Origin of the sequence: Nonomuraea sp. NPDC049028 (assembly GCF_043197735.1) — a bacterium.
Lineage (GTDB): Bacteria > Actinomycetota > Actinomycetes > Streptosporangiales > Streptosporangiaceae > Nonomuraea.
This window is the reverse complement of the sequence record NZ_JBICTR010000007.1, coordinates 422,373-439,038: the sequence shown is the minus strand read 5'-3', so window position 1 is coordinate 439,038 and position 16,666 is coordinate 422,373. Positions and strand designations below refer to the sequence as shown.

Annotated in this window: 18 protein-coding genes; 4 read left to right on the top strand and 14 right to left on the bottom strand. The window is 69.4% G+C overall.

The window, feature by feature from the left end; translation table 11 throughout:
* Nucleotides 1-40: 40 nt before the first annotated feature.
* The 9 genes from ACGFJ2_RS29265 to ACGFJ2_RS29225 all read right to left on the bottom strand — a co-directional run bounded on the left by ACGFJ2_RS29265 (nucleotide 41) and on the right by ACGFJ2_RS29225 (nucleotide 9,351).
* Nucleotides 41-679 carry a histidine phosphatase family protein gene (locus ACGFJ2_RS29265; RefSeq protein ID WP_357954659.1) on the bottom strand — a complete coding sequence of 213 codons (639 nt, stop codon included), beginning with the start codon at nucleotides 677-679 and terminating at the stop codon, nucleotides 41-43.
* Nucleotides 680-735: 56 nt separating this feature from the next.
* Nucleotides 736-1,659, bottom strand: coding sequence for a LysR substrate-binding domain-containing protein (locus tag ACGFJ2_RS29260; protein WP_357954655.1), 924 nt, complete (start codon nucleotides 1,657-1,659; stop codon nucleotides 736-738).
* Nucleotides 1,660-1,904: 245 nt separating this feature from the next.
* A complete protein-coding gene (gene hemL / locus ACGFJ2_RS29255) occupies nucleotides 1,905-3,194 on the bottom strand; it encodes a glutamate-1-semialdehyde 2,1-aminomutase (protein ID WP_393473551.1) in 1,290 nt (429 codons plus the stop codon).
* A 31-nt stretch (nucleotides 3,195-3,225) separates the two neighbouring features.
* On the bottom strand, nucleotides 3,226-3,855 hold the full coding sequence (locus ACGFJ2_RS29250) for a bifunctional DNA primase/polymerase (protein WP_357954651.1): 630 nt from the start codon (nucleotides 3,853-3,855) through the stop codon (nucleotides 3,226-3,228).
* Between the two features lie 130 nt (nucleotides 3,856-3,985).
* Nucleotides 3,986-4,969, bottom strand: a complete 984-nt coding sequence (gene hemB, locus ACGFJ2_RS29245) for a porphobilinogen synthase (RefSeq protein ID WP_393473548.1) — start codon at nucleotides 4,967-4,969, stop codon at nucleotides 3,986-3,988.
* Nucleotides 4,966-6,522: a bifunctional uroporphyrinogen-III C-methyltransferase/uroporphyrinogen-III synthase gene (locus tag ACGFJ2_RS29240; RefSeq protein ID WP_357954647.1), complete on the bottom strand. Its 1,557-nt coding sequence runs from the start codon at nucleotides 6,520-6,522 to the stop codon at nucleotides 4,966-4,968. The genes hemB and ACGFJ2_RS29240 overlap by 4 nt, the downstream gene beginning before the upstream one ends.
* Complete coding sequence (gene hemC, locus ACGFJ2_RS29235) at nucleotides 6,519-7,424, bottom strand: hydroxymethylbilane synthase (protein ID WP_393473544.1); 906 nt, start codon at nucleotides 7,422-7,424, stop codon at nucleotides 6,519-6,521. The genes ACGFJ2_RS29240 and hemC overlap by 4 nt, the downstream gene beginning before the upstream one ends.
* Nucleotides 7,421-8,677: a glutamyl-tRNA reductase gene (locus tag ACGFJ2_RS29230; RefSeq protein ID WP_393473541.1), complete on the bottom strand. Its 1,257-nt coding sequence runs from the start codon at nucleotides 8,675-8,677 to the stop codon at nucleotides 7,421-7,423. Before ACGFJ2_RS29230 ends, hemC begins: the two co-directional genes overlap by 4 nt.
* Nucleotides 8,674-9,351 carry a redox-sensing transcriptional repressor Rex gene (locus ACGFJ2_RS29225; RefSeq protein WP_357954641.1) on the bottom strand — a complete coding sequence of 226 codons (678 nt, stop codon included), beginning with the start codon at nucleotides 9,349-9,351 and terminating at the stop codon, nucleotides 8,674-8,676. Before ACGFJ2_RS29225 ends, ACGFJ2_RS29230 begins: the two co-directional genes overlap by 4 nt.
* 116 nt (nucleotides 9,352-9,467) lie before the next feature.
* Between ACGFJ2_RS29225 and ACGFJ2_RS29220 the strand changes: the two genes are divergently transcribed.
* Complete coding sequence (locus ACGFJ2_RS29220; protein ID WP_357954639.1) at nucleotides 9,468-9,704, top strand: glutaredoxin family protein; 237 nt, start codon at nucleotides 9,468-9,470, stop codon at nucleotides 9,702-9,704.
* A 15-nt stretch (nucleotides 9,705-9,719) separates the two neighbouring features.
* Here the strand turns inward: ACGFJ2_RS29220 and ACGFJ2_RS29215 are convergent, their stop codons facing one another.
* On the bottom strand, nucleotides 9,720-11,291 hold the full coding sequence (locus ACGFJ2_RS29215; RefSeq protein WP_393473537.1) for an antibiotic biosynthesis monooxygenase: 1,572 nt from the start codon (nucleotides 11,289-11,291) through the stop codon (nucleotides 9,720-9,722).
* 178 nt (nucleotides 11,292-11,469) lie between these two features.
* Between ACGFJ2_RS29215 and ACGFJ2_RS29210 the strand changes: the two genes are divergently transcribed.
* Nucleotides 11,470-12,108, top strand: a complete 639-nt coding sequence (locus ACGFJ2_RS29210) for a sigma-70 family RNA polymerase sigma factor (RefSeq protein ID WP_357655008.1) — start codon at nucleotides 11,470-11,472, stop codon at nucleotides 12,106-12,108.
* Nucleotides 12,109-12,176: 68 nt separating this feature from the next.
* Entirely contained in the window at nucleotides 12,177-12,809 is a 633-nt protein-coding gene (locus tag ACGFJ2_RS29205) for a DUF5667 domain-containing protein (RefSeq protein ID WP_358180427.1), read from the top strand.
* Between the two features lie 56 nt (nucleotides 12,810-12,865).
* Here ACGFJ2_RS29205 and ACGFJ2_RS29200 read toward each other — a convergent pair whose 3' ends face one another.
* Nucleotides 12,866-13,252 carry a zinc ribbon domain-containing protein gene (locus tag ACGFJ2_RS29200; RefSeq protein ID WP_393473533.1) on the bottom strand — a complete coding sequence of 129 codons (387 nt, stop codon included), beginning with the start codon at nucleotides 13,250-13,252 and terminating at the stop codon, nucleotides 12,866-12,868.
* Between the two features lie 147 nt (nucleotides 13,253-13,399).
* On the bottom strand, nucleotides 13,400-13,723 hold the full coding sequence (locus ACGFJ2_RS29195; protein WP_393473530.1) for a helix-turn-helix domain-containing protein: 324 nt from the start codon (nucleotides 13,721-13,723) through the stop codon (nucleotides 13,400-13,402).
* A gap of 151 nt (nucleotides 13,724-13,874) precedes the next feature.
* Here ACGFJ2_RS29195 and ACGFJ2_RS29190 point away from each other — a divergent pair, with 151 nt between their 5' ends.
* Nucleotides 13,875-14,738, top strand: a complete 864-nt coding sequence (locus ACGFJ2_RS29190; protein ID WP_358180418.1) for an HAD-IB family hydrolase — start codon at nucleotides 13,875-13,877, stop codon at nucleotides 14,736-14,738.
* A gap of 203 nt (nucleotides 14,739-14,941) precedes the next feature.
* Here the strand turns inward: ACGFJ2_RS29190 and ACGFJ2_RS29185 are convergent, their stop codons facing one another.
* Together ACGFJ2_RS29185 and ACGFJ2_RS29180 are read right to left on the bottom strand one after the other, a co-directional pair.
* The gene (locus tag ACGFJ2_RS29185; protein ID WP_358180415.1) at nucleotides 14,942-15,937 is read right to left on the bottom strand and encodes an LCP family protein; all 996 of its coding nucleotides are present in this window, start codon (nucleotides 15,935-15,937) and stop codon (nucleotides 14,942-14,944) included.
* Between the two features lie 2 nt (nucleotides 15,938-15,939).
* A complete protein-coding gene (locus tag ACGFJ2_RS29180; RefSeq protein ID WP_358180412.1) occupies nucleotides 15,940-16,521 on the bottom strand; it encodes a sigma-70 family RNA polymerase sigma factor in 582 nt (193 codons plus the stop codon).
* Between the last annotated feature and the right edge of the window lie 145 nt (nucleotides 16,522-16,666).

Genomic DNA, 16,666 nt, shown 5'->3' with positions numbered 1-16,666 from the left:
TGTACTACGACCGGTAGAGCTTGCAACTCTACCGGCGAGGTCAGGCGCCCGGCACGCTGGGGCCCGTCGCCAGTGATCCGGCGGGCTCGCTGTAGCCGACGCTGACCAGACGATCGCCGTCGAAGGTGAGCGTGGTGAGGCTGGCCAGATTGCACTGCCTGCGCCGGGGGTCATGCCAGAGCCGGCGACCCTCGGCCGCCATCCTGATCGACCAGATCGGCAGCTGGTGGCTGACCAGCAGCGCCTCGTGCCCGCGCGCCTCCGCCCTGACCTCCTCGATGATCGAGCGCATCCGCTTGACGATCGCCGGATAGGGCTCGCCCCAGGACGGGCGCAGCGGGTTCCAGAAGTAGCGGTAGTTCTTGGGATCACGCAGGACCGCCAGGCCCTGGCCGACCTTGCGGCCCTGGAGCATGTTGGCGGCCTCGATCAGCCGCTCGTCGGTCTGCACCGGCAGCTCAAGCAGCGCGGCCAGGGGCGCGATGGTCTCCTGCGCGCGTTCGAGCGGCGAGCTGTAAAGGGTGACGATGTCACGGCCCGCCACCGACTTGGCCACCGTCTCGGCCATCAGCCGGCCGGTCTCGGACAGGTGGTAGCCGGGCAGCCTGCCGTACAGGACGCCTTCGGGATTGTGCACCTCACCGTGGCGCATCAGGTGAACTACGGTGGTTTCAGCCATGGTGTGCCACAGCCTATCCCGCTCTGCCCGTTCCGCGATCTCAGGCGCCCCGGATGCTAGGCGACCGCCCAGGCGTTCTCCTTCGTACGGCTGGCGTCGGCGAGCGCCTCGACCGCGGCCCGGATCGCCGGCCGCCGGGCCGCGTCGCTGCGCCAGATGACGTAGATGCGGCGCGACTGCCGAGGCCGCAGCGGCACCACGGCCACCCCGTCGGGCACGCAGTCGCGTCCCAGCCGGGGGATGATCGCGCAGCCGAGCCCGGCCGCCACCAGCGCCATCTGGGTCGGATATTCGTCGGCCATGCAGGAGATCTCGGGCTCCAGCTGGGCGTTACGCAGCGTGTAGACCAGCCAGTCGTGACAGACGGTGCCGGGCGAGGAGCTGATCCACCGCTCGTTCGCGGGCAACGCCGCCAGCTCGACCTCCTTGTTGCCGGCCAACGGATGGTCCGCGGGCAGCAGGAGGTCGGCGATGTCGTCGAGCAGCGTGGACCGGGACAACCCTTCGGGCAGGGCGATCGGCCGGTTGAGCCAGTCCTGGATGACACCTAGGTCGAGCTCACCCCTGGCCACGTCGCGCACGATGCGCTCCGGCTCGCGCTCGTGCATCTGAACGTGCAGGTCGGGATGGCGCCGCTTGAGTGCGGTCAGGGCGGAGGGCATCAGCCCGCGCGCCGCCGTCGGGAACGCGGACATGTTCAGCCGCCCCACGACCTCGCCGCGCAGCGCCTCGAAGTCCGCCTCGGCGGTCTCCACCAGGGCCAGGATCCGCTCGGCGTGGTCGGCGAGCAGCCCGGCGGCGTCTGTCAGCCGCACCCCGCGCCCGTTGCGCTCCATGAGCCGGGCACCGGTCTCGCGCTCCAGCTTGGCGATCTGCTGCGACACGGCCGACGGCGTCACCATGAGCGCGTCGGCCGCGGCACCCACCGAGCCGTAGATGTGCACAGCGTGAAGGGCCTTGAGACGGTTCAAGTCCAACATGTAAGCCAGTCTAAAGGGTTTAGCGTAGAAAGTCTCGCTTGTCCTTCACTCTGTAGCAGGAGAAAATATATGCATGAGAAACAACAAGGCGCAGAAGCAGCAGACGACCACCATCTCCTACCTCAAGACCCTCGCCGAGCAGGCTCGGGACCAGCGCGTCCGCTACCAGAAGCCGGCCGCCAAGTAACCGAGCGTCAAGTAACCGAGCGTCAAGTAACCGAGCAAGTAGCCGAGCAAGTAGCCGATCAGAGGACCGCCGCGGCAGCCTTGGCGGCTGCCGGCAGGGCGTCGGCGATCTGACCGAGCGCCTCGTCGTCGTGAGCGGCCGAGAGGAACCAGGCCTCGTACGCGGACGGCGGCAGATAGACCCCGCGATCCAGCATCGCGTGGAAGAAGGCGGTGTACGCCGCGGTGTTCTGGGCCCGCGCACCGTCGAAGTCCGTCACCGGCACATCCGTGAAGAACACCGAGAACAGGCTCCCCGCCCGCTGCAACCGGTGCGGCACACCCGCCGCGGCGAGGGCGTCGGAAGCGGCCTGGCCGACCGCCAGCGCCGCCGCGTCCACCTTGGCGTAGGAGCCGGCGTCGAGCGCGCGTAGCGTGGCAAGTCCGGCGGCGCAGGCCAGCGGGTTTCCCGACAGTGTGCCCGCCTGGTAGACCGGCCCTTCCGGTGCCAGGCAGGACATGACGTCGGCCCGCCCGCCGAAGGCCGCCGCCGGCAACCCGCCGCCCATGACCTTGCCGAAGGTCATCAGGTCGGCGTCGACCGGGTCCAGCCCGTACCAGCCCGAGGGCGAGACCCGGAAGCCCGTCAGCACCTCGTCCATGATCAGCAGCGCGCCGTTGGCCGTGCACAGCTCGCGCAGGCGGGCGTTGAAGCCGGCGAGCGGCGGCACCACGCCCATGTTGGCCGGGCACGCCTCGGTGATGACACAGGCGATCTCAGCGGACGCGAACGCCTGCTCCACCGCGCTGATGTCGTTGTACGGCAGCACGATGGTGTCGGCCGCCGACGCCCCCGTCACGCCAGGCGTGTCCGGCAGCCCGAACGTGACCACGCCCGACCCCGCCGAGGCCAGCAGCGCGTCCACGTGACCGTGGTAGCACCCGGCGAACTTGACCACCTTCGACCGCCCGGTGAACCCGCGGGCCAGCCGCACCGCGCTCATCGTCGCCTCGGTGCCCGAGCTGACCAGCCGGAGCTTGTCCACGGGCGCCACCCTGGCGACGATCTCCTCGGCCAGCTCGACCTCGCCCGGCGTGGCGGTGCCGTACGAGAGGCTGTGGGAGAGCGCCGATGAGACGGCCTCGACGACGGCGGGGTGGCGGTGGCCGAGGATCATCGGCCCCCACGAGCAGACCAGGTCGACGTAGCGGTTGCCGTCGACGTCGGTGAGATAGGGGCCCTGCCCGGAGGCCATGAAGCGCGGCGTGCCGCCGACCGCGCCGAACGCGCGGACCGGGGAGTTGACGCCACCCGGCACGATGGCACGGGCGCGGGCGAACAGGTCCTCGGAGTTCTGTGTACGGCTCACGCGCTCCAGGTTAGTCCTGGGCCACGGCGGTCTAGTCGGCGAGCCAGTCGAGGATGCGCAGCGGATCGGGCAGCGGACGGCCGTCCGGCGGGCGCAGCCAGGAGACGGGCTGGCCGGTGGGCAGCGTGGAGGGCGGGGCCAGGACGTAGCTGTCGCGGCAGTGCCAGCGCAGGCCCGGATTGTCCTCGATGGTGCCGGGCTCGCAGTCGAGCTGGCAGGACCACCACTCGTCCTCGTCGTCGGGATTGCCACGGGTGGCCACATAGAACAGGACCCGGTCACCGTTGGCGGCGACCGGGCCCGAGTGCGCCGAGGCGCCGTCGATGCGGGTGAGGGCCGACAGGCCCGTGTCGAGCGGTACGTCGAAGACGTCGAACACCCGGCCGGTGGGCAGAATCACATTGGCGTCGGGGTCCATCCGCCACCAGCGCGTGAGCTGCGTGGCGTCCGTCGTGGCCTGTAGGTGCCAGGCGGGAGACAGCGGATGCGCGCCCGGGTCGGGGCAGCCGAGGCGGTCACAGGAGCAGGAGCGGGCGCCCTGACGCAGCGGATGGGCACCCGGCACGCTCGGCCAGCCGAGAGCGGCATAGCCCAGGACGGTATCGATCCGTGTCGGGCGCGGCCGTTTCTTGGTACGCCGAGCGAGTGGTACCCCCACCATGGTGTCTCCCGTCGATCCAAGCGCCTGAAGAGGCCCCGGCTCCTGGCTGCAAAGCACACGCGGGACACACCAGCACTTGTTATTGCACTCTAACGCACAGGCCTCAGCGATCGACGGGAAACCCCCTGGTTCACAGGCGGCGCGCCACCTCGGTGGCCCAGTACGTCAGGATCAGGTCGGCGCCCGCGCGCTTGATCGCGACCAGCGACTCCATGATCATCCGGTCGCGGTCGATCCAGCCATTGGCCGCGGCGGCTTCGATCATCGCGTACTCGCCGCTCACCTGGTAGGCCGCCACCGGCACGTCGGCCTCGTCGCGGAAGCGCCTGATGACGTCCAGATAGGCCATCGCGGGCTTGACCATGACGGCGTCGGCGCCCTCCGCGAGGTCGAGGCGTAGCTCGCGCATCGCGTCCCCCAGCGGCCCGGCCGGGTCCTGCTGGTGGGTGCTGCGGTCGCCGAACTGCGGCGCGCACTCTGCGGCCTCGCGGAAGGGGCCGAAGAAGGCGGAGGCGTACTTGGCGGTGTAGGCGAGGATCGGCAGGTCACTGAAGCCGTCGGCGTCGAGCGCCGCCCTGATGGCTCCGACCTGGCCGTCCATCATGCCGCTCGGCGCGATCATCTGGGATCCGGCCCTGGCCTGGGCGACCGCGATCGACGCGTAGCGCTCCAGCGTCGCGTCGTTGTCGACGTCGCCGGAGGCGGTCAGCACGCCGCAGTGGCCGTGGTCGGTGAACTCGTCGAGGCAGGTGTCGGCCATGACCACCACCGCGTCGCCCACCTCGGCGCTCACGTCGCGCAGCGCGACCTGCAGGATGCCCTCGGGGTCGTCGGCCGCCGAGCCCCGCGCGTCCTTGACGGCGGGGATGCCGAACAGGATCACCCCGGACACCCCGGCGTCGGCGGCCTCGTGGGCGGCCTTGCGCAGCGAGTCGCGGGTGTGCTGGAACACGCCGGGCATCGAGGCGACCGGCTGCGGCTGGTCGATGCCCTCCTTGACGAACAGCGGCAGGATCAGGTCCGCGGGGTGCAGTCTGGTGCCCGCCACCATGCGCCGGATCGCGGGGCTGCGGCGGAGCCTGCGCGGCCGGACGACCGGGTAGTCAGCACTCACTTGGCTCTCCTTCTGGCGCCTCTGCGGTTCTGCGACGGCCGCCGCGGGCTGTCGCCGGCGGCGAGGGCCGCCTGGCGTTGCTTGGCACCGTACGCGGCCAGCGCGGCGGCCAAGGCGGACGCCGACGGCCGGTCGGCCATGACGTCGACGCGCAGCCCGAACTCCTCGGCGGTCTTCGCGGTCTGCGGCCCGATCACCGCGATCACGGTGACGTTGTGCGGCTTGCCGGCGATGCCCACGAGGTTGCGGACGGTCGAGGAGGAGGTGAAGAGCACCGCGTCGAACCCGCCGCCCTTGATCGCCTCGCGGATCGGGGCGGGGGGCGGTGCGGCTCGTACGGTGCGGTAGGCCGTGACGTCGTCGCACTCCCAGCCTAGCTCTGTCAGACCGGCCACGAGGGTATCTGTGGAAATGTCCGCCCGCGGCAGAAGCACTCGGTTGATCGGGTCGAGCATCGAGTCGTACGGCGGCCACTCGGCCACCAGGCCCTCCGACGACTGCTCGCCCGAGGGCAGCAGGTCGGGCTTGACGCCGAACTCGACCAGCGCCCGCGCGGTGGCGTCGCCCACGGCGGCCACCTTCAGCCCGGCGAAGGCGCGGGCGTCGAGGCCGTACTCCTCGAACTTCTCGCGCACCGCCTTGACCGCGTTGGAGCTGGTGAACGCCACCCACTCGTAGCGGCCGGTGACCAGGCCCTTGATCGCGCGGTCCATCTGCTGCGGCGTGCGCGGCGGCTCGACGGAGATGGTCGGCACCTCTTCCGGCACGGCGCCGTAGGAGGTGAGCTGCTCGGACAGCCTCTCGGACTGCTCCTTGGTGCGCGGCACCAGCACCCGCCAGCCGAACAGCGGCTTGGTCTCGAACCACGACAGCTTGTCGCGTTGCCCGACCGCGTCGCCGACGACGATCAGCGCGGGCTCGGTGAAGCCCGCGTGCTTGATGTCGGCCTGCAGCCTGGCCAGCGTCGAGACGACGGTGTACTGCTCGGTGGTGGTGCCGCTACTGCTGACCGCCACGGGCGTGCTGTCGGGCTTGCCACCGGCCACCAGCGCCTTGCCGATCGCCACGGCCCCGGCGAGGCCGTTGTAGATGACCAGCGTGCCCTGGCAGGCGGCGTGGGCGGCCCAGTCCTGCTCGTGCGCGGCGTCGACGATCCGGAACTCCGGCACGTCGGCCGCCGGCGGGATGCCCGCGTAGGTGAGCACCGCGGTCGCGGGCGGCACGCCGGGCACGATCTCGAAGTCCACCTCCGCCGCGGCACAGGCCGCGACCTCCTCCTCGATCGACCGGGCGATCGAGGAGAACAGCATCGGGTCGCCCTCGCACAGGCGTACGACGAACTGCCCGGCCTTGGCGCGCTTGACGAGGTCGCCGGACGCGATCTCCACGCCTTCGCGGCAGTGGCGCAGGAACGAGCCGAACAGCTCCTCGTCGAGGGCGACCGCGTCGGCCTTGGCCAGTAGTTCGGCGCCGCGGAGCGTGAGAAGGTTCGGATCGCCGGGGCCCGCGCCCACGAACGCGAGGAAACCGGAGGTTGGACTATCGGAGCTCAACGGGATTGCTCCCCCATCAATCTGTCGGCCCCTTCGGAGATCATCTCGGCCGCGAGGAGCTGGCCGAGTTTCACAGACTCGGAAGGAGAGCCGGCGGCGGACTTGCGCACCGCCTGCTGGCCGTCGATAGAGACGACCATGGCGGTGAGGTTCAGGGTCTGTCCGTCATCGACGGCGAAGGCACCCACGGGGGATGAGCAGCCGGCCTCGAGAGCGGACAGGACGGAGCGCTCGGCCGACACCGCGGAGCGCGTCCGCGGGTCGTCGAGCACACCGAGGAAGGAGATCAGGTCGGCGTTGTCGGAGAGACACTCCACGGCCAGGGCGCCCTGCCCTGGCGCGGGCAGCAGCTCCTCGACCTCGAAGATCTGCGCGATCTCCACGTCCCGGCCGATCCTGGTCAGGCCCGCCGAGGCGAGCACGACCGCGTCGACCTCGCCGGCGGCGATCTTGCCGATCCGGGTGTCGGCGTTGCCGCGGATCGGGACGTACTCGAGATCGGGACGCAGCGCCCTGAGCATGGCGATCCGGCGCAGCGAGCCGGTGCCGATCCTGGCCCCGGTGGGCAGGTCGGCGAACTTCGCCGGGCCGACCAGCGCGTCGCGGTGATCGTGCCGGGCCGCGATGGCGGCCAGTGTCACCCGCGGGTCCGGCTTGGTCGGCAGGTCTTTCAGCGAGTGGACGGCGAAGTCGATCTCGCCTTCGATCAGCTTGTCACGCAGCGCGCTGACCCACACGCCCGTGCCACCGAGCTGCGCCACCTGAGCCTTGGTCACGTCACCGAACGTGGTGACGCCGACCAGCTCGATGGCGCGCCCGGTCCGTTCGGTGTAGGAGTCGGCGACCATCTGCGACTGCGTGGTCGCCATCAGGCTGCGCCGGGTGCCCAAGCGCAGTGTCACAACTCCACCTCCCTCACGGCTTCGGGCATCTTCGGATCCAGGTCGAACAACTCGCGCAGCGCTTCGGCATAATGATCGCCTCCCGGGCTGGTGGCGAGCTGTTTGACACGCACGGTGGGCTCGTGAAGCAGCTTGTCGACGACCCGCTGCACAGTCTGCGCCACCTCGTCCCTGGCCTTGCCGTCGAGCTGGGGCATGCGCATCAGGAGCCGGCCCAGCTCTGCCTCGACCACGGACGCCGCCTTGCTGCGCAGCGCCACCACGGTCGGAGTGACCTTGGCGGCCCGCTCGGCGGTGAGGAAGGCGGCCAGCTCCTCGGCGACGAGCCTGCGCACCGAGTCGACGGTGTCGCCCTCCCTTGAGCCTATGCCCGATTCCTGGATGGTCTCCAGGTCGACCAGCGTGACGCCGGGCACCTCGCGGACAGCGGGGTCGATGTCGTGCGGCAGTGCCAGGTCCAGCAGGAACGCGCCTGGGGAGACGATGTCGGGGGTGATGACGTGCCGGCCGCCGCCCGTGCAGGAGATGACGATGTCGGCCGTCGCGAGCTCTCGGGGAACCGCGGCGAACTCCACCGCCCTGCCGCCTACGGACGCCGCCAGGCGTACGCCTCGTTCGAAGGTGCGGTTGGCGACCACGATGTCGGTCACGCCCGCGCGGGCCAGCGTGGTGGCGGCCAGCGAGCTCATCGAGCCCGCGCCGACCACCAGCGCCCGGCGCCCGGCGAGGTCGCCCGCCAGCGCCAGTCCGGCGGTCACGAGGGAGGCGCCCGCCTTGTCGATGTCGGTGTCGGCGTGGGCGCGCTTGCCGACCCGCAGCGCCTGCTGCACCAGCTCGTTGAGGGTGGCGCCGATGGTGCCCTGCTTCTGCGCCAGGGTGAGCGCCCGGCGAACCTGGCCGAGGATCTGCCCTTCGCCCACGACCATCGAGTCGAGGCCGCAGGCCATCGCGAACAGGTGCTCGACGGCCTGGTCTTCGTAGTGGACGTAGAGGTGCGGCTGCAACTCTTCCACGGGGACGCCCGAGTGGACGCCCAGCAAGCGACTGATCGCGGTGACGGCGCCGTGGAAACGGTCGACGGCCGCGTAAACCTCTACTCTGTTGCACGTCGAGACCACCATGGCCTCGGCGACGCACACGTCCTGCTGCACGTCGTGCAGGAGCTTGACGAGCGCCTCGCCGGACACCGAAACGCGCTCGAGCATGGCCACCGGAGCTGTCCGGTGGCTGAGTCCGATGGTGAGAAGACTCATTGACTGTCCACGGCCATAAGTGGCCCCCCTGCTTTGCGCTGCTCATGGAACGCAAGGATCTGCAGTTCTATTGATAGGTCGACTTTACGGACATCCACGCCATCTGGTACAGAAAGCACTACGGGCGCGAAGTTCAGGATGCTGGTGACCCCGGCCGCCACCACACGATCGCAGACTTCCTGCGCCGCTATCGCGGGTGTCGCCAGAACCACGATCGAGACTCCACGCCGTTCGATGACGGCTTCCAGGACGTCTATGTGCTCAACATTCAACCCCGCTATATCGTCGCCCACGACTTCGGGGTCGGCGTCGAGAAGCCCGGCCACACGGAAGCCCCTGGAGACGAAACCACCGTAATTGGCCAGTGCCCGGCCCAGATTACCCACTCCTACGATGGCCACGGCCCAGTCTTGGGTCAGGCCCAGCTCGCGGGAGATCTGGTAGACGAGGTATTCGACGTCGTAGCCGACGCCTCGCGTGCCGTACGAGCCCAGATGGGACAGGTCCTTGCGGAGCTTCGCGGAGTTGACGCCCGCGGCCATGGCCAGATCTTCGGAGCTGACGGTCGCGATGCCGCGTTCGGCCATCCCGTTCAACGCCCGCAGGTACAACGGGAGCCGGGCGACCGTTGCCTCGGGGATCCCGCGGTCACGGGACTGGGACGGGCTCTTCACGTGCCGGAGCTCCAGGGGACGAGCGGCCTGCCGGCCGCGTGAATGAAATCGAACCGCCTTTCAGGTTAATCCCTTTGTGAAGCGATGCACAAAGTCGGCACGATACGGTTGGGTGCATGCACCGCATCACGCTGCTCGGCAGGCCGGGCTGCCACCTCTGCGACGACGCGCGCGAGGTCGTCTCCCGCGTGGCAGGAGACCTGGGTGTGCCGTGGGAGGAGGTCGACATCGACTCCTCCGAGGAGTTGCGGGAGAAATACTGGGAGATGATCCCGGTCACTCTGGTCGACGGAGTCCAGCACGACTTCTGGCGGGTCTCCGAAGACCGGCTACGCGCCGCGCTGAGCGGCTAGTAGGACCCTGAGCAGCTAGAACATCGCGGTCGGGAGCGGTACGACCTTGGCGGCGTTGACGTTCAGCTCGATGATGTTGGTCGCCAGCACCATGGCCTGGCGCTCGTTGACGAACCGCTCGACGTGCGGCTGCCGCTGGTGGTCGCGGTAGGCCACCTCGTCGCGGTAGAGCTCATAGACGATGCGCTGCAGCGGGGCCGATTTGACCGCGTGGCAGGCGTAGATGAGCGTGTCGGGCTCGCCCCGTCGTACGGCCTCGACAGTGAGCTCCGCCAGGCGGTCGAACGCCTCGCCTGAGCCGTCCATGAGGGTGAAGACCGTCAGCATGCCGTAGATGCTCGGTGAGGGCCTGCTGGAGGCCGCCTGCTGCTGAGGCTGGGCCTGCGGGGCCGGCGTCCGCACGGGCTGCGCCTGAGGGGGCTGGCCCTGAGGGGGCTGCTGGGCCGCGCGGGAGCCGGTGGCGAACAACTCGGCCCCCGGGTAGACCGCGCCCGTGCCGGGCATCCCGAAGTCCTGGGGACCGGTCTGCGGCCCGGCGCCGTGCCCGCCGTTCATGATGTAGCCGGTCGAGGGGCCCTGGTCGGGCGGCGGCGCCATCCGGGCGGCGTAGTCGACCGGCTGGTCGCCCGCCCGGTATTCGGCCACCAGATCACCCAGGCCCGACCGGCGGGGCTGACCGGGAGGCGGCTGCTGCTGTTGCTGGGGCGGGCCCTGCATCGGCATGTCGGCGAGCGGCTGGGGGAAGGGCTCCGACCGAGGGAAGGAGTCCGAGGGGAGGAACGGCTCCGAGTGGGGGAAGGAGTCCGGCTGGGGGAAGGGGTCCCGATCCCGCATGGCCCGGCGGCCATGAGAGGACCGCTCAGCCGGCCGCTCGCCGCGATGGCCCTCGAGCTCGTCGTCCTCGTCGTCGTCCTCGTACGGCGCCAGGGGGCGCAGCACGGCGTACCAGATGCCCGCGGCGGCCACCACGAACAGCGCGGTGGCGAAGAAGCCCGGCACCGCGAACCTCATCGCCCCGATGATCGCGATGCCCGAGGGCGCGATGACCATGACCGCGTGCAGGTTGTCGGTGTCGAGTTCGTCACCGTTGCGCCAGCGCAGCGCCGCGATCACCACGGCCGCCAGCATGATCAGCCCGGCGATGGAGTGCGCGCCGATCAGCAGGTAGTTCGGGATGAGGTTCCAGTGCCCCTCGGCCGCGGGGAGCAGCTTGCCCATCTCGTCGGCCCTGCTCACCGGGTCGAAGATGAGCACCACGGTGGCGACGATGGTGAACGCGATCCCGAGCAGCCAGCCGGCGAATTTCGGCGGCACCTTCTCCGACAGGAGTTGGACCAGTCCGATGGCCAGCCAGAAGGGCGCGAGGAGGGATCCGGTCAGTTGGTAGACCTTGAAGGTGACGTCCCCGAATCCCATCAGGTAGCCGACGCCGATCGCACCGAGCGCCAGGCAGAGCGCGACGGCTGAAACGGTCCAGGCGATCAACCACCCCTCCACCTCGTCACGCAGGCGCCGGACCAGGGCGACTGCGCCGATCGCGGCGAGGAGGGCACCGACAAAGGCTAGGACAGCAACGAGGATCTCCATGGTGACTCCAATGCTGCCGGACTATGCCTCCCAGCCGGTAGCCGAAGAGGGAACGGGTCGGTCCACACGGTATCGGCCGATTACGGCTAGTCATGCCTTCACGAAGCGGATTGTGGAATTTCCGGTTGATTTCTAGAGTGTTCGAGCACGCCGCACCCCTTACCCCTAGGGATACCGGATGCCTGACTCGTGGCCGTTCGCCGGGCTGCTCCCACCAGCGGTCGCTGGTCCCGCCCGGACGAGCGAGCTTGCCGTGCGCGAAGAGATTCCCGATGACCTCCGCATGCTGGTGCTGCACGCCAAGACCGGAGACTCGGATGCCTTTGGCACGCTCTATGACCGATACGTGGATCTTGTCTATCGCTATATCTACTTCCGCGTCGGCTCGCATCCGCTGGCCGAGGATCTCACCAGCGAGACCTTTCTCCGCGCGCTTCGCCGGATCACCGACTTCACCTGGCAGGGCCGTGACTTCGGCGCCTGGCTGGTCACCATCGCCAGGAACCTGGTCACCGATCACTTCAAGTCCGGCCGCTATCGCCTGGAAATCCCGACCGGGGAGGTGATCGACGTCCCGCTCGACGGCCCGCACATCCCGGAGAACGCCGTCGTCACGGCCATCATCAACGACCGGATGCTCCGCGCCGTCCAGGATCTGAATCCCGAGCAGCAGGAATGCGTGGTTCTGCGGTTCCTGCACGGCCTGTCGCTCGCCGAGACCGCGTTGATCATGGGGAAGAAGAGTGGAGCGATCAAAGCCCTGCAGTTCCGAGCGATCCGGGCCCTGGCCAGGGCGCTCAAGCACGACCTGGCGTAACCTCCACCAGCGGCACGTCGTTAGGCAGATGTCACGATCGGATTCCCCGGCGGCGTCAGGGAGCTGTCATGGGTAGGGCGCGCAGATCGCGCGAGCGCGTGCTCGAACACCTCACAGAGCTGCGACGGCTCCCGCTGGGCGGGGGTCCGGCCGCCGCCTTCCGCGAACGTCTCCGCGCCGAGCTCCTGTGCGCACAGCGCCTCCCCGAGCCCGTACGGGCCCGCCGTTCCCATCGCCGTCCGGGGCGGCGGCTCTCCTGGCTCTCCCAGGCCGCCACGTTCGGCCTGGCGGCGGCCATGATGCTGTCGGCCTTCGCCACCTACCACGCACTGCCCGGCGACACGCTTTACCCGCTCAAGCGCGCCGCGGAGAGCACGCTGGTCCGGCTCAGCACCGACGACGTGCAGCGAGCCGAGCGCGAGCTGGTCTCGGCCAAGACCCGGGCGGCCGAAGTCGCCCAGTTGCTCGGCTCGTCCGGCGACGGACCGCTGGTCACCAAGACGCTCAAGGAGATGGAGGACTCGACCCGGTCCGGCATCAGGAGGCTGGAGCGGGCCGAGCCGCGCTCACCGAAGATCAACCGGTTCGCGCGCGACCAGAAAAACATGGTCGAACCAATGCTCGAACGGATGGACGGGGATCAACAGGACAAGGCGACGGGCTACCTCGACTACATAGACGGGCTTGTGGCCCCGCGCTAGTTGACCTGCTCTCCGCTCTAAAGGGACGGAGGTTCCCGTGCCGCTTACGCGGCAGCTCATGCTGCTTGCGCGGCTCGTGCTGTGGAACGGGGTGCTTGACGCTTCACGGACCCAGATGGGTCTCCACGCCCTGGAACGACCAGCCCGGCCGCCCGATATCTGACCAACGTGTTCTTCGCCCCGACGATGTCGGCGTGCTCGGTGTGCCCGCAGACGGTGCAGGAGAAGACCGCTTGGCTCTCGCGGCTCTTCTCATCCACCTTCCCACAGGCAGGTGCCGGGCACGTTTGTGAGGTGTACGGGGCCGGGACCTTCGCCACGACGGTCCCGGTGTAGCGGGCCTTGCTCCGCAGGGCGCTCTCCAGGCCGTACCAGCCCTTGTCCAGGATCGCCTTGTTCAAGACGGACTTCGCCGCCGCCCCGTTGCGCAGGTATCGGCCCACCTCGCCGGACGCTGCCGGGAGCCCTTCTTCGACCGGGCAAGCCGCCGCTGGAGCCGCAGATAGCGTTCCGCCTCGCCCGGAGTGAGGAACCCCAGATCGGGCTGCCTGTCCTGTTTGCACTCAGGGGGTGGCACCAGACTGGACAAACTACCGGTTCCGGCGTGGCGGCGGTCGAAGAACTCCCCGTCGGAGGTGACCGCGGCCGTGCTGTCGGCACGCCTGGTCCAGGTCCTTCAGCGTCTGCTGGATGACCTGGGCGGGAGCGTCGGCGAGCCAGTCGCAGTACGGGTCCTTCTTCGCCTCGGCGAGTTGTGCGCACTGCTCCTCGTAACTGAGGTAGGCGCCTCGCCGCCGGTATTCGCGGCGCTGTTCGAGGCCGGTGTTCCACACGCTGCGGCAGATCCCGCCCAGCCGCTCGGCGAACATCTGTTGCCCGAAGTCGAACTCCAGCCGGTACCTGCGACCCGCCAACACGACCTGACCGCTTCCGGGTCCGCGCTACTTACCCCGGGCTGTCCCGCCTCCGGCGGGCCATCTGACAGGACCGCATTCATCCCCGGCCCGAACCGAAGGCCGAGGCTTTCAGCGGACCTTCGATAAGCTGAGGCGCATGTGGCGGCTAATGCGACGACAGCGCGAGGCGGAGGCGGAGCTCGCCGGCGAGGCCGCAGCGGCGGCCGCGGTGACGGTGACCCCTACGGAGCCCGACCAGCAGGCGGCCGCCTTCTTCGACGTCGACAACACGATGATGCGCGGCGCCTCCATCTACCACTTCGCCAGGGGCCTGGCGACGCGCGGCCTGTTCACCACCTCTGACCTGTTCAAGTTCGCCGTCGGCCAGGCGGTGTTCCGGCTGCGCGGCAACGAGAACCCCGAGCACATCGCGGTGGCCCGCGAGACCGCGCTGGCGTTCGTCGCGGGCGCGAAGGTCGACGACGTGATCCGGCTGGGCGAGGAGATCTACGACGAGGTCATGTCCGACCGCATCTGGGGCGGCACCCGAGCGCTCGCGCAGAGCCACCTCGACCGCGGCCAGCGCGTCTGGCTGGTCACGGCCACGCCCGTCGAGCTGGCCAGGGTCATCGCCCAGCGCCTCGGCCTGACCGGCGCGCTCGGCACCGTGGCCGAGACCACCAACGGCGTCTACACCGGTCGGCTGGTCGGCGACCTGCTGCACGGCCCGGCCAAGGCCGAGGCGGTGCGGGCGCTGGCCCGCCGGGAGGGCCTCGACCTCACCCGGTGCACCGCCTACAGCGACTCGGCCAACGACCTGCCCATGCTGTCGCTGGTCGGCAAGCCGGTGGCCATCAACCCCGACAGCGAACTGCGCGAGCACGCCAAGAAGCACGACTGGCCGATCAAGGACTTCCGCACCGGTAGAAAGGCGACACTGACCGCCCTGCCGATCGCCGCGGGCGTCGGAGCGGTGGCCGGCGGCATCGCCGCCGGCATCGCCCTCCGCAAGCACTACCGCTCAACGCAGTAGCCGACCCGGGCATCCCCTCCAGGAGACCTCGGCCACGACGGACCGGCTGCTTCCCTCCTCCGGAGGGGTATCCGTCCAAGGGACCCGAGCCACCACAAACCGGCTTCTTCCGCCCCCGGAGGGGGTGTCCCTCCCAAGGACCTCAACCACCACGGACCGTCGCAGGGATCGAGACGGTCATGTGGACGAACCCCCAGGGGCAACTACCGCAAGCTGGCGAAGAGCTGCTCCGCCTCCGGTTGCTTCCACACGATCCGGTTCCGGTCGTCGGGATCGGGCTCCCAGGGGACCATGACGAAGGGCATCTTGGTCTTCTCCAGCGTCCCGGCGATGCCGATCATGGTGTCGAGGTCGAACTCCGGGTCGGTCTTGAACGACTTGCCGGCCGTGGTGAGGAAGGAGCGCAGGGCCGCCGGATCCTTCAGCCGCTGCTTGGCCTTCTTCAGCATCGACATCATGAGCACCTGCTGGCGCTTGATGCGCTGGATATCCGACCCGTCGCCGTAGTGACGCAACCGGATGTAGCCCAGCGCCTGCTTGCCGTTGAGCAAGTGCTTGCCCGCAGAGAGCCTCAGCTTCGTGTTCTTGTCATCCACCGCCTGCGGCAACGTGACCTCGACCCCGCCGAGGGCGTTCACGATGGCCTCCACGCCCGAGAACTCGACCTCCATCATGTGGTCGACACGCACCTTCGTCAGCGTCTCGACCGTCTTCACCGAACAGGCGAGACCGCCGATACGGAACGCCTGATTGATCATGTCTTTCCTGGCCGGCTGGGACCCGCAGGCGGGGATCCGCACCATCGAGTCTCTGGGGAAGGAGATGATCGTGGCCTTTGTCCGGTCGGCCGGCAGATGCAGCAGCAGGAGCGTGTCGGAGCGGGCTCCGTTGTCGAACCTGTCCGAACCTCCCTGGCTGTCGCTGCCGACCAGGAGCACGTTCAGCACGCCGCTCGTGTTGGCTGGGCGGGCACCTGCCGGTTGTGGCACGGTCTGGCGGCCCGCCAGCATCAGCGTGGGCACGGCGACGGTGGCCACGGTGGCCATCGTGGCCACCGCGACGAGACCCGTCAGCAGCCACGTCAACCGCCTGCGCCGCGGTCTGGCCTGGAGCAGGCGCTGCCGCTGGCGGACCAGCGTCGCCGGAGGCTGGTGTTCGAGCTCCCTGCCGAGGTCGCGGAGCATCTTCAGGTCGTCCATCGTCACTCCTCCTCAAGCATCGGGTTGGTGTCGCCGAGCGCCGCGCGTACCTTCCGCCTGCCCCTGTTGAGGCGGGAGCGTACGGTGCCGATCGGGATGCCGAGCGCCCGCGCGACCTCGTCGTACGTCAGATCGCCCCACGCGATCAGCAGGAGCACGTCGCGGTCCTTGGCGGGCAGGGCGGCCAGCGCGCTGGCCAGCTCGGGGCGCGACGCCTGCGCGGTCACCCCGGCGGCCACGCGGTCGGCCGGGGATTCCACGTCGGCGTCGACAGGGGCGCGCTGCAGGGCGCGGTAGCGGGCCGCCTCGGTGCGGTGATGCCGGGAGACGAGCTTGGTCAGGATGCCGAAGAGCCATGGCCGGGCGTCTGGATAGCTCGGGTCGTAGCTCTTCCTGCGGGAGAAGGCGACCAGGAACGTCTCGCCGACGATGTCCTCGGCGGGCTCGGGGCCCAGCCGTTTGGAGACGTACCTGTAGAGCATGGCGGAGTAGCGGTCGAAGAGCTCGGCGAACACTTCAGGATCGGTCAGCGAAGCGTGCACGAGCTCTGCGTCCGCACCCCTGGTGGCGGGTTGCGTGATCATCTCCGCCCTTCTGCGGGGGGAAGTCGGTCAGGGATGTATCACCACAACCCGCCATTCAGGTTCACGGTGGTCCGCGTTCAGCGGGCCGCCGCAAGCCGCGGTGTTCGCGCTCACAGTGGCCCGCGTTCAGCGGGCCACTGTAAGC